This is a genomic window from Aquimarina sp. AU474, assembly GCF_900312815.1.
Lineage (GTDB): Bacteria > Bacteroidota > Bacteroidia > Flavobacteriales > Flavobacteriaceae > Aquimarina.
In genome coordinates, this window is the sequence record NZ_OMPE01000009.1 from 650,505 (window position 1) to 662,621 (window position 12,117).

At 33.6% G+C, this 12,117-nt stretch carries 11 protein-coding genes; 5 read left to right on the plus strand and 6 right to left on the minus strand.

The window, feature by feature from the left end; translation table 11 throughout:
* Position 1 precedes the first annotated feature (1 nt).
* The 5 genes from DK508_RS16480 to DK508_RS16500 all read right to left on the minus strand — a co-directional run bounded on the left by DK508_RS16480 (position 2) and on the right by DK508_RS16500 (position 6,089).
* Positions 2–703 carry a CoA transferase subunit A gene (locus DK508_RS16480; RefSeq protein WP_109301888.1) on the minus strand — a complete coding sequence of 234 codons (702 nt, stop codon included), beginning with the start codon at positions 701–703 and terminating at the stop codon, positions 2–4.
* 101 nt (positions 704–804) lie between these two features.
* Positions 805–3,138 (minus strand): penicillin-binding protein 1A, encoded by a 2,334-nt coding sequence (locus DK508_RS16485; RefSeq protein ID WP_109301889.1) that lies wholly within the window; start codon positions 3,136–3,138, stop codon positions 805–807.
* 5 nt (positions 3,139–3,143) lie between these two features.
* The gene (locus DK508_RS16490) at positions 3,144–3,635 is read right to left on the minus strand and encodes a gliding motility lipoprotein GldH (RefSeq protein WP_109301890.1); all 492 of its coding nucleotides are present in this window, start codon (positions 3,633–3,635) and stop codon (positions 3,144–3,146) included.
* Positions 3,622–4,905, minus strand: a complete 1,284-nt coding sequence (locus DK508_RS16495) for a regulatory iron-sulfur-containing complex subunit RicT (RefSeq protein ID WP_109301891.1) — start codon at positions 4,903–4,905, stop codon at positions 3,622–3,624. The genes DK508_RS16490 and DK508_RS16495 overlap by 14 nt, the downstream gene beginning before the upstream one ends.
* A 152-nt stretch (positions 4,906–5,057) precedes the next feature.
* Entirely contained in the window at positions 5,058–6,089 is a 1,032-nt protein-coding gene (locus DK508_RS16500) for a rhodanese-related sulfurtransferase (RefSeq protein ID WP_109301892.1), read from the minus strand.
* A gap of 378 nt (positions 6,090–6,467) precedes the next feature.
* Here DK508_RS16500 and DK508_RS16505 point away from each other — a divergent pair, with 378 nt between their 5' ends.
* The 5 genes from DK508_RS16505 (at position 6,468) to DK508_RS16530 (ending at position 11,089) form a co-directional block, all read left to right on the plus strand.
* On the plus strand, positions 6,468–6,662 hold the full coding sequence (locus DK508_RS16505; RefSeq protein WP_109301893.1) for a hypothetical protein: 195 nt from the start codon (positions 6,468–6,470) through the stop codon (positions 6,660–6,662).
* Positions 6,663–7,395: 733 nt separating this feature from the next.
* Complete coding sequence (gene recA / locus DK508_RS16515; protein WP_109302743.1) at positions 7,396–8,403, plus strand: recombinase RecA; 1,008 nt, start codon at positions 7,396–7,398, stop codon at positions 8,401–8,403.
* Positions 8,404–8,540: 137 nt separating this feature from the next.
* The gene (locus DK508_RS16520; protein ID WP_109301895.1) at positions 8,541–8,957 is read left to right on the plus strand and encodes a hypothetical protein; all 417 of its coding nucleotides are present in this window, start codon (positions 8,541–8,543) and stop codon (positions 8,955–8,957) included.
* A 24-nt stretch (positions 8,958–8,981) separates the two neighbouring features.
* A complete protein-coding gene (locus DK508_RS16525; RefSeq protein ID WP_109301896.1) occupies positions 8,982–9,533 on the plus strand; it encodes an RNA polymerase sigma factor in 552 nt (183 codons plus the stop codon).
* Complete coding sequence (locus DK508_RS16530) at positions 9,530–11,089, plus strand: outer membrane beta-barrel protein (protein ID WP_109301897.1); 1,560 nt, start codon at positions 9,530–9,532, stop codon at positions 11,087–11,089. The genes DK508_RS16525 and DK508_RS16530 overlap by 4 nt, the downstream gene beginning before the upstream one ends.
* Positions 11,090–11,246: 157 nt before the next feature.
* Here DK508_RS16530 and DK508_RS16535 read toward each other — a convergent pair whose 3' ends face one another.
* Entirely contained in the window at positions 11,247–11,993 is a 747-nt protein-coding gene (locus tag DK508_RS16535; protein WP_109301898.1) for a 1-acyl-sn-glycerol-3-phosphate acyltransferase, read from the minus strand.
* Between the last annotated feature and the right edge of the window lie 124 nt (positions 11,994–12,117).

Consider the following 12,117-nt stretch of genomic DNA (forward strand, 5'->3'; position numbering starts at 1 on the left):
GTTATTCTCTTTTTCGAACTGTACGTTGCTCAATTCTTTTCTCATATTTTTCACCTTGAAATATACGTTGTACAAATATCCCTGGGATATGTATTTGATCGGGATCTAAAGTCCCGGCAGGTACGAGTTCTTCAACCTCGGCAACCGTAATTTTTGCCGCACCACACATACAAGGATTAAAATTTCTTGACGTGCCTTTAAATATTAAGTTTCCAGCTTCATCACCTTTCCAAGCCTTTACAAATGCAAAATCTGCATTAAAAGCATGCTCCAACACATACATTTTTCCATTAAATTCTCTGGTTTCTTTACCTTCGGCTACTTCGGTACCGTAGCCTGCTGGAGTATAAAAAGCAGGAAAACCACCTTGTGCCGCTTTACAACGCTCTGCAAGTGTTCCTTGTGGTATGAGCTCTACATCCAATTCGCCACTAAGCATTTGGCGTTCAAACTCATCATTCTCCCCCACATAAGAGGATACCATTTTATTTATTTGTTTTTTCTGTAATAAAAGTCCTAAACCAAAGTCATCAACTCCAGCATTATTAGAAATACAAGTAAGGCCTTTTATATTTAGTTCTACTAGCTTTGCAATGGCATTTTCAGGAATACCACACAAACCAAACCCTCCTAACATAAAGGTCATATCATCTTTGACTCCCGACAAAGCTTCGGTAACATTGGGTACCGTTCTACGAATCATATTGTTCAAATTTTAGCTGACTAAAAGTACTAAAAAAATAGTACTATATCGTTTGAACTATGATAGTTTTATGAATAATTTAAAGGAATAAAAAAGTTATATTATAATGAGAATTCATCATCAATATTCTCATCTTGAATATTCGCCTTTTTAAAGTCTTGGCAATCTACTTCGATAGTTAATGATTCGGGTTTTTTAAAGGCGGCCTTAGATACTTTTAATGTCTCGTCGGCATAGCATTTTTTCATATACAATCCCCATATTGGTAAAGCCATGGTTGCTCCTTGGCCAAATGTTGTTGTTTTAAAATGAACAGCTCTATCATCACCACCAACCCATACACCGGTACATAGATTAGGCACAATACCCATAAACCAACCATCACTTTGATTTTGTGTTGTTCCTGTTTTACCGGCAATAGGATTATCAAATAAATATGGATGACCTGTAACTACATTTTTAATATCATATCTAGTAGATGGCCCCGTACGCAATCTTACTCCAGAACCAGATTGAGTAACTCCTTCCATTAAATTGATAGTTACATATGCCGCTTCTTTACTAATAACATCTCTAGTCTCTGGAACAAATTGATACAATACGGTCCCGTTTTTATCCTCAATACTGGTGATCATAACCGGTTTTGTATATATCCCTTGATTCGCAAAAGTACTATATGCACCAACCATTTCGGATAATTTTAAATCTACCGAGCCTAAAGCGATTGAAGCTACTGGTGTAATATCTGATTTTACTCCTGTTTTTTGTGCCAAACCAACAATAGGATCTGGACCTATTCTATCTAATAGTCTAGCAGAAATAGTATTAACGGATTTGGCTAATGCTTCTTTAAGACTTAAATAACCACTATATTCTCCATCACTGTTTTTTGGAGTCCAATCATTTTCTGTAACTCCATGGGATCCTATAGGAATTGTGATCTGTGATCTTGGCAAAGTATCGCAAGGCGAAAGCTTTAATTGATCAATTGCGGTAGCATAAACAAAAGGTTTAAATGTAGATCCTACTTGACGTGCACCTTGATACACATGATCGTATTGAAAATGCTTATAATCAACACCACCAACCCAAGCTTTAACATGCCCCGATTGTGGCTCCATAGACATTAATCCTGATCGTAAAAATTTCTTATAATACAAGATAGAATCTTTAGGCGTCATTATGGTATCAATTTCTCCTTTCCAGGAAAATATCTTCATCTCTGCTTTTTTATCAAAAGATGCTGTAATTTCTTTTTCGCTTTTACCTAATTTAAGCATTACATCTCTTCGTGCAGAACTTCTTATCCCTCTTTTGATAATCCCCTCTACTTCGGCTTTTGTAATGTCTCTAAAAGGAGAAGTTTTATTATCCTTCTCTTGTTTATCAAATTCTTTTTGAAGATTTGCCATATGCTCTGCCACAGCCTCTTCTGCATATTTTTGCATTCTCGAATCAATTGTTACATTGATTCGTAATCCATCTCTATAGATATCAAAATATGTTGTTTCTCCTTCTTCATTTTCACCTTTAGGATTTTCTTTCACCCACTTAGACATCCAACTTCTTACATATTCTCTAAAATAGGTTGCGGTACCATCAGAGTGTCCTTCTGGAGAATAATCTAACGCTAGCGGCAATTGTTTTAAACTATCTCTTTCTTGCTCATTGATGTACTCATACTTTTCCATTTGATTAAGTACTACATCTCTCCTTGTCTTTACCATTTCTGGTCGACGTAACGGATTAAAAAGCGATGAATTTTTTAACATACCAACCAATACTGCTGCTTCTTCTTTTTTAAGATCTTTTGGCTTTTTACCAAAATAAATTCTAGATGCTGAACTGATTCCAATAGCTTGATTTAAAAAATCATACTTATTGAGATACATCGTGATAATCTCCTTTTTGGTATATTGTCTTTCTAGTCTGGTAGCTATTACCCATTCCTGGATTTTTTGTAAATATCTTTCAAATCTATTTTTAGATCCCCCAGTAAATAGCTGTTTTGCCAACTGTTGAGAAATGGTACTTGCACCTCCTTTGCTCCCAAGAAAAATAAATGCTCTAAGTGTTCCTCTTGCATCTATCCCAGAATGATCATAATATCGTGCATCCTCTGTAGCGACCAATGCATCTACCAAGTGTTGTGGTAAGTCGTCGTAACTTACTGGTGTTCTATTTTCTTTAAAAAATGTACCTATTTGTACCCCATCTGAAGAAATAATCTGTGTTGCAAGATCATTTTGAGGGTTTTCTAACTCTTCAAATTTGGGCATCTCACCATATGCGCCCCAACTAGCTAGTAGGAACAATAAAACAATCAAGAAAATCCCTGATGCAAATGTGATCCAAAATACTTTTATAAACTTAAGGGTACTAACCCCTTTGTTCTGTTTTCCTTTTTTTCTTGATTTGGGTGTTGCCTTTGCCATTGTAATTAAGGGTTTTGAGCATATTCTATTCTAAATCCTATATCTGTAATTCCTTCTAAAGAAGTCACTCCATCCACGTCTCCGTTCTTTCTCATTGCATGTTGCAATGTAATGACATATGCTCCTTCTTCATTAAAACTAACCTTTTCTTTATACCACAGTTTATTTTCTTTTACATCAGAAAAACCTGTTCCTAACCATTCTCCATTTGGTGCCGCCATATCATACTCTAGAGTATCTGTAACCACCTTGCCATTTGGAAACCTCATCTCTCCAATCAAAAACAAGTTACTAAACTTATAATCATTTGTATTTCTAACATTAATAAACAAATTATACTCTTTTTCTGAATCAAGTTCTGGTAAAGTAAAGCTTACTTTTTCATCCATTTCCCAAGATTCTGCTACAGTTTGATATTCATCCAAAACTTGTGTGTCATCACAAGAAACTGTAATAATTGCAAGAAAAATTATGATTATGAACTTACGATTTATCATTGTTTTTATTACGTGATCTATGTCTTTTATTACGTTGATTTCTAGATTTATTGGCGTTGTTATTTTCAGCCTTTTTTTCTTTTGGTTTGTTCGAAGCCACTGTTTGTTTTTGTGCTCCACCTTTATTATTAGTGTTTTTCCTTTTATTACGATTTTTTCTTCTTCTTTTACTATGCTTTGGTTGATCAAATCGTGTTAAACTATCTTGTCCTACAACGTTCTCAAAATCCATTTTAGTGTCTTCCAACAATTCTGAAGCAAATTCTTCTAAGCTCGCTACTTTTTCATTATTATTATTTGCAGCAATTATTTCACCAGCATGCTCTGAAGATATTTTATGCCAATTCATCCATTCCCCTTCATAGGCATACCACAAAAAACCTTTAAAAATATCAATCTTTTGACATACCGCTGTACCTTTTTCTGTTTTAAGTTTGGTATCCGTTTTCGGAAAACTATTTAACGCGTCAATATATGCATCCAACTCATAGTTAAGACAGCATTTCAATTTACCGCATTGCCCTGCTAATTTTTGTGGATTAAGAGATAATTGCTGATACCTTGCCGCACTGGTGTTCACAGATCTAAAATCTGTTAACCATGTAGAGCAACATAATTCACGACCACAAGACCCAATACCACCAAGTCTAGCCGCTTCTTGCCTGAAACCTACTTGGCGCATTTCAATTCTGGTACTAAATTCGTGTGCAAATTCTTTGATTAGTTGCCTAAAATCTACACGTTCCTCGGCTGTATAATAAAACGTAGCTTTTGAACCATCTCCTTGAAACTCGATATCAGAGATCTTCATTTGTAGTTCTAACCTGATAGCTATTTCTCTGGCACGAACTTTCATTTTCTCCTCTTTATCTCGAGATTTTTGCCAAATATCAATGTCCTTTTGAGAAGCTTTTCGATAAACCTTTTTAATCTCCTCACTATCTAATTCGATTTTTTTCTTTTTCATTTGTATGCGAACTAGTTCTCCTGTTAAAGAAACTATACCCACATCATGACCTGGTGAAGCCTCAGTGGCCACCACATCGCCAATACTCAAAGAAAGGTTTTCGGTATTTTTAAAAAAGCCTTTTCTTCCATTTTTAAATCGTATTTCTACACAATGAAAAGGCGTTGCGCCACTAGGAAGTGACATATTAGATAACCAGTCAAAAACAGTTAATTTATTACAACCATCGGTACCACAGGTACCATTATTCTTACATCCTTTTGGTTGTCCGTCTTTACCGGAGGAACAACTACTACACCCCATATTTTCCTTCTATATTGTAAATTTGCTCATGATACATATCATGACAAAAATGGTTCTTACTAAAGTAAGCACTGCATACAGTACTTCATCTCTCAATTGTTAAAGATACTATGAAAAAAATTATCTGCCATAGTATCTTAGGCATTTTAGCATTACTGCTTGTATTTCAGAGCTTCAGAACGCCCCTTTTTAAAAATCTTATTACTATTCCCTTTTCCTTTTCTAAGTTCCTTTTGCTCTTCAAAAGATAAACTGTTTATTTCTTTACATTCTGCAGAACAACAATTGTTCATTTCAGAGGCACAATCTTCACACTGAATAAAAAGCAAATGACATGCTTGATTTTCACAGTTTACATGAGTATCACACGGTTTACCACATTGATGACAATTAGAAATCACATCATCTGTAATACGCTCTGCTCTTCTATGATCAAAAACGAAGTTTTTTCCCAAAAATTTGTTTTCTAAACCTTTTTCTTCAACTTGCCTGGCATATTCTATAATTCCGCCCTCTAATTGAAAAACATTCTTAAACCCTTTGTGCTTGTAATATGCACTTGCTTTTTCACATCGAATTCCACCAGTACAGTACATCACTAATTTCTTGTCATCTTTATGATCTTTTAGATCTTCTTCGATGATATCCAGCGAATCCCTGAAGGTATCCACATCAGGTGTTATAGCTCCTTTAAAATGACCTATTTCACTTTCGTAATGATTACGCATATCCACCAATACAGTATTAGGGTCTTCGATCAAATCGTTAAATCCTTTTGCATCTACATGCACCCCTTTGTTAGTAACATCAAAAGTGTTATCATTAAGACCATCGGCAACTATCTTATTACGCACTTTTACCTTTAATTTTAAAAAAGATTTTGCGTCTTGCTCTCTGGCAATATTAAGTCGAACATTTTCTAAAAAAGAGATACTATCTAGGTGTTCTTTGAATGTCAAGAAATTGGGAGCTGGAACTGATAATTGCCCATTAATCCCTTCATTGGCCACATAAATTCGACCAAGTACGTCTAGTCCGTCCCAATGAATAAAAAGATGATTTCTAAAAATTTCTGTATTTCCAATGTGTGCATATTGATAGAAAGATAGCGTTAAACGGTCAGTACCCGCCTCGTCGATAAGGGCTGCTCTTTCTTTTGCACTTAATTTATTGTACAGTTGCATGCTATACTAATGTTTTTAAGTTAAAAAAGGATTCAATATTTTGGCAAAAATACGAATACTCTGGTCATACACAAAAGACTTTCTTTTTTTTACGAAAAATAACCTGAGTTTACTCTAGAGAATATTTAAGTTCTACAATAACCAACCAACATTCCATGAAAACGCAGTGGGTTTTCACGGAATAGCTATTAACCACATTTGTTTTTCCTCTCCTGTCTTTTCTACATTTGTTAGCAACAGTACTGATCGCAACATCATGAAAAGTTTATTGAAATAAACTATCAAAAACATGATAGAAAACGAAGATAATATTGCTGCAGACATATACCTTGAGTGTCTATAAAAGTTCAAGAAAATCAATAAATATATCACAAAACTATGTTAGTAAACATTTTAAATGTAAAAGGTGTAAATCCATTAAACAAGAAACAACAAATTGGCGTAAAAGGAGGAAATCATCAAGATACCTATAATGGTTTGGGAAGCACAGGAGAAGGACCAAACGGCGGGTTTGGTATTCTAGCCCCAGGAGGAAACTGCTATGGCGGAACCACAAGAAATCAATGCAAATAGTACCTCAAAACAAATACGGAGTAGTATTTCTAAATTTTAAAATAATTAAAACATTTAAATCATGAAAGAAAAAAAGAAATCCACAAAATTAAATTTAGACAAAATGATAATTTCCAGTATTCAGAGCCAAGGCATTAAAGGAGGAGGAAGAAGTACTAATTGTTATCCGACTATGCAAACTGGTTGTAATCCTACAGGGCTTCCTACTGGAGGGACTTGCAACAAAAGCGAATGTGCATGCCTCTAGTTTTAATTAAAAAAGCCATGTTTAAATGCTATTTAGACAGCTTTTTGTAAAAATAAAAAAATGCCTTGAAATTATATTCAAGGCATTTTTTGGGCTAATTCGTTATTAATTTAATTTAACGACTAAATTAAATAACGAAGCTAACCTCCTTCTACTATACAATTACTGATTTTAGTAACTGTACAACCATCGTGATGATGGCTTATAACTCTTTTAAGAAATTTCATCTTACACCGTCAATCGACAATTTTGTTCTTGTTTGCTTTTCTCTTAGATGCTTAAAATTTAGAAAGGTTGCGTTTATAAGCATAAAAAATAAAGGTCATCCATATTTTATCCCATTTTAATTTAACAATTAACCTCCAAAATAACTCTGAGAGTTGTTGTTAATAACCATTTTAGAATCGATATCACAACTACAAAAAGAAATAGTACTTTAGCAAAAAGTTAATATGAATGTCAAATCCCGATATATTTGAGCAACAAATGAGTACAGAGAAAGACGCAAAATTAAAAGCACTAAAACTTACCTTAGATAAATTAGATAAAGCATACGGAAAAGGAACGGTAATGAAAATGAGCGACAGCTCGGTTCAAGAGGTTGATGTAATTTCGACAGGATCTCTTGGTCTGGACTTAGCTTTAGGTGTAGGAGGATATCCAAGAGGTAGAGTAGTTGAAATTTATGGCCCAGAATCTTCGGGTAAAACTACACTTACTTTACATGCTATTGCTCAAGCTCAAAAAGCTGGAGGTATAGCTGCATTTATTGATGCAGAACACGCTTTTGATCGTTTTTATGCTGAAAAACTAGGGGTTGATATTGATGACCTTATTATTTCTCAACCTGATCACGGTGAGCAGGCTTTAGAAATTGCAGATAATCTTATACGATCGGGTGCGATCGACATTATAGTAATTGATTCTGTAGCCGCTCTTACTCCTAAAAGTGAAATTGAAGGTGAAATGGGAGACTCTAAAATGGGGTTACATGCTAGATTAATGTCTCAAGCACTTCGAAAATTAACCAGCTCAATTAGTAAAACCAATTGTACAGTTATATTTATCAATCAGCTTAGAGAAAAGATTGGGGTTATGTTTGGAAATCCTGAAACTACGACAGGTGGTAATGCGCTTAAGTTTTATGCCTCGGTTCGTTTAGATATTCGTCGTTCTACACAAATCAAAAATAGTAACAGCGAAGTACAAGGAAACAAAACCCGAGTAAAAGTTGTAAAGAATAAAGTAGCTCCTCCTTTTAGAACTGCAGAATTTGATATTATGTATGGCCAAGGAATTTCTAAAAATGGAGAAATTATTGATATTGGAGTAGATTATGAAATTATCAAAAAAAGCGGATCATGGTTTAGCTACCAAGACACTAAATTAGGTCAGGGACGAGATGCAGTAAAAGCATTACTTAATGACAATCCTGAGTTGATGGAAGAGCTTGAAGAGAAAATCATAGAAGCGATAAAAATCGTAAAAGAGTAAAAAAAAGAATAAAAACTTCTAAATCCTATCCTGATAGCTATCGAGATAGGATTTTTTTTTACCTTAAAAGCAACCAAACCGATTTGTTTACATCTATATATTAGATTGATTACATTATTTATCTAACCCCGAGAATTATGAAAAGGATAAAAATAATTTTAGTTTTTTTTCTAGCAACCTTGTTTATAGGATGTGAAAATGATGATAACACTGGTTTCTTTTACGATCTGGTTCCTATAGAATCAGTAGTTCTTCCAGATGAATTTACAAGAGGCGAAACCTATACACTTAGTGTTTCTTACTTTAGACCAACCTCTTGTCATGGTTTTGCTGGATTTGACTACAACAGATTAAATAACGAACGTACAGTAGCTGTTGTTAATGTAGTAGTTAACCCACATCAATGCCAAGATTTAGAACAAACAGATTTGGTTGAGGAGACTCTGGATTTTTTTGTAGGACAGGAAGACTCATATATTTTTAGGTTTTGGCAAGGCCTAGACGAATTAGGGAACAATATATTTTTAAGTATTGAAGTTCCGGTAGTATTGTAATCATATAAATCAAAAAAGTTATTAGTGGGTTTAGATCAACTCATAAAAAAGTGCAAGAAAAAAAATGCTAAGGCACAGGAACAGTTGTACCGGCTATATAGCAGTAAATTATTTTCGGTATGTTTGAAATATTCTAACGATTATCCAAGCGCCGAAGACACTTTACAGGATGCATTTATAACAATTTTTGAAAAAATAACACAATATAAAAATCAAGGATCTTTTGAAGGATGGATGAAACGAGTAACTATAAACACTGCGCTTCAAAAATACCGAAAACAAAAGGTTTTTGATATAATTAATGAAGAGCAAATTGAAGAGGTTGATGTAGAAATAGATCAAGAAGATATCTCATTAGATTATCTATTACAGATCATCCAACAATTACCGGATCGTTATCGCCTGGTATTTAATCTTTATGTTTTAGATGGTTATTCTCATAAAGAAATCGCGGAGCTATTAACTATTTCAATAGGCACTTCTAAATCTAACCTTGCAAGGGCTAGAAATATTTTAAAAACAAAAATAGAAACCAATCAAGAACCATATGTTCGAGCAATCGATGAACGAAGATGAGTGATAAAAAAAACATAGATCGGCTGTTTCAGGAAAAATTCAAAGATTTTGAAGTAACTCCTGATGAGGCTGTATGGGAAAGAATCAAGGCACGCCAAAATAAAAAAAGACGTCTCCTTGTATTACCAATTTGGTACAAAATAGCTGGTGTAGCCGCTATATTAGCAATTATGTTAATGATTGGCTATACTTCTTTGTACCAAGAATCGAATGAAACTATTGTAAATTCTGACTTAGAAGAGACCAATATCCCTAAATCTGAAAAAGAAATCAATACTACAATTATTGATAATGATGCTATAGTAATTTCGGATAAAGAAGAGAATAATTCTTCTCTTTCTACAGACAAAAAAGAACCTTCTTTTAACACTAGCAACAAGGAAAACCTTGATACTTTTGAGAATAATAAAAATACAACTACTGTATCTCAGTCAAAAGAAAAATTACCTAACGGTAAAAATAAAGAAGACAAGGGTATAACTAAGGAAAAGGAGATCAAAATTGCAAATTCGGTTATCAAAAAAGGTAATCTCCGTAATACTGATATAGCCAATGCACCTTATAAAAAAGATAATGACTTAAAAGACACAGATCTTAATACAAATCCAGTTACTCATCAAAAGGATACTAAGTCTGAAAAAGAAAAATTATTATTTGTCAAACCAGATATTCAGGAGTCGACACCCAAAGAACAGATTGTCGATCATGTTTCTGATTCTAAAGATCATTCTGAACAAAAAAAGATTAATGAAGAGATAGAGATTGAAGATGAACCAAATGAGAATCATAAAAAATCTCTTTTTGATGCTATAGCCAAAAAAGACGATGCTATTGCAGAAGAAACAGAGTCTTCTACCAAGAAATGGAATATCGCACCCAATATTGCTCCTGTATATTATGATGCCATAGGAAATGGATCTTCTCTTAACTCAGAATTTTCGGATAATGCTAAGTCTGGAGAAATAAACTTTAGTTATGGTATCCAAGTAGCTTATGAAATAAGTGATAAACTAAGTATTCGTTCTGGAGTTAATAAACTTGATTTAAGCTATAACACCAAAAATATTGGTTTCGAGATTCCTACTATTAATCGTGCAAACCTTCAAAACGTGGTTGTTTCAGATTATAATGGTCAATCTCCTAATTCTTTTGCTTCAGATATTAATAATGAGAGTTTGGTACAAAGTCAAAACCCTGGTTTACTTAATCACCGTATTGGTTATATCGAGGTGCCTTTAGAGGTAAAATACGATATAGTAGATACAAAAATTGGCATGCACATGATAGGAGGAATTAGTACTTTATTTCTAAATGATGATGATGTCTCGGTTATTGCTGGAGATTTTGAAACCAATCGCGTGGATAGAGAATTTAATGTAAATGATGTTAGTTTTAGTGGTAATATCGGATTTGGTGTTAACTACGAATTATCAGAGGAGTTTCAAATTAATTTAGAACCTATTTTCAAATATCAATTTAATGGTTTTAAAAACAGCTCAAGTGATTTTACACCATACTCCTTTGGAATATATACTGGAGTGAATTTTAAATTTTAAAATAGTATGCATAGCTATTAAAAGTGCATATTCAAGATAATTTAGTTGGTTAGGTAGTTATTGCATATATAAGCAATGATGAACAAAAGTCGTTCCTGGGGAGGAACGGCTTTTTGTATTTTAAAAAGGCAATATTTGCGAAGTTTTTTAACTTACTTTACTCTCTCTTCAGATCTGATTCTAACGCATGTAAAAGAATATTTCTAGTCTTTTCATTCAACTCTTTTTTATCGGCTTGTGTTAATCCTTTTGTAGGAATTTCTTTATGGATATGCCCTCTCATTTTACCTGGACTACCGCTAAAAAAAGTGTACGAGAATCTTTTTTTGTTGTCAAAAAAAGTTAGTGGTAAAATGGGGATTTGATGATCTATCGCCAATCTAAATGCACCGTCTTTAAAATTATCTAAAAGTAAAGATTGGTCGTCGGGAACACCTCCTTCTGGAAAAATACAAATACTAGTACCATCATGTAATCTAGCATGTGCACGATCAAAAACTTCTTTTCTACTTCGCTGGCTATTGCGATCTACTAATATGCAAGTACGTTTATAGAAAAAACCAAAAATCGGAATCTTTGCCAATTCTTTTTTACCGACAAAAACAAAAGGATTCTTAACACAGTATAGCATAAACATAATATCTGTCATCGAAGTATGATTAGCTATAATCATATAACTCTTGGTACGATCAACTTGTGCTTCTTTCGTAAGTTTAGGAACAAATCCACATCCATATAATACAATTTTTGCCCAAAACCTGGCCACTACAAAAAATTGAGGGTACCATTTTTCTCTCGAAGTAAGTATCAATAATATTGGAAACATTATAATAATAGGTATACCCATCATTATATAGAACCAAATGCGCCAAAGCAAAATTAAAATCTTCCTCATAAGTAACATTCCTCCAAAAATACACAATTGGTTTGAGGTATCTAATCAAGTTTCTCTCGACTTTTTATTTGCGACACAAATTTCGAGTTTCGAATAACTGTAAAAATCAAAACTCTTAGTCTAAAATAAAAAA

Excerpts from the sequence above, each read along its gene's own strand:
- DK508_RS16485 (WP_109301889.1), bottom strand. The coding sequence starts at position 3,138 with ATGGCAAAGGCAACACCCAAATCAAGAAAAAAAGGAAAACAGAACAAA.
- DK508_RS16530 (WP_109301897.1), top strand. The coding sequence starts at position 9,530 with ATGAGTGATAAAAAAAACATAGATCGGCTGTTTCAGGAAAAATTCAAA.
- DK508_RS16520 (WP_109301895.1), top strand. The coding sequence starts at position 8,541 with ATGAAAAGGATAAAAATAATTTTAGTTTTTTTTCTAGCAACCTTGTTT.
- recA (WP_109302743.1), top strand. The coding sequence starts at position 7,396 with ATGAGTACAGAGAAAGACGCAAAATTAAAAGCACTAAAACTTACCTTA.
- DK508_RS16495 (WP_109301891.1), bottom strand. The coding sequence starts at position 4,905 with ATGGGGTGTAGTAGTTGTTCCTCCGGTAAAGACGGACAACCAAAAGGA.
- DK508_RS16500 (WP_109301892.1), bottom strand. The coding sequence starts at position 6,089 with ATGCAACTGTACAATAAATTAAGTGCAAAAGAAAGAGCAGCCCTTATC.
- DK508_RS16535 (WP_109301898.1), bottom strand. The coding sequence starts at position 11,993 with ATGTTACTTATGAGGAAGATTTTAATTTTGCTTTGGCGCATTTGGTTC.
- DK508_RS16490 (WP_109301890.1), bottom strand. The coding sequence starts at position 3,635 with ATGATAAATCGTAAGTTCATAATCATAATTTTTCTTGCAATTATTACA.
- DK508_RS16480 (WP_109301888.1), bottom strand. The coding sequence starts at position 703 with ATGATTCGTAGAACGGTACCCAATGTTACCGAAGCTTTGTCGGGAGTC.
- DK508_RS16505 (WP_109301893.1), top strand. The coding sequence starts at position 6,468 with ATGTTAGTAAACATTTTAAATGTAAAAGGTGTAAATCCATTAAACAAG.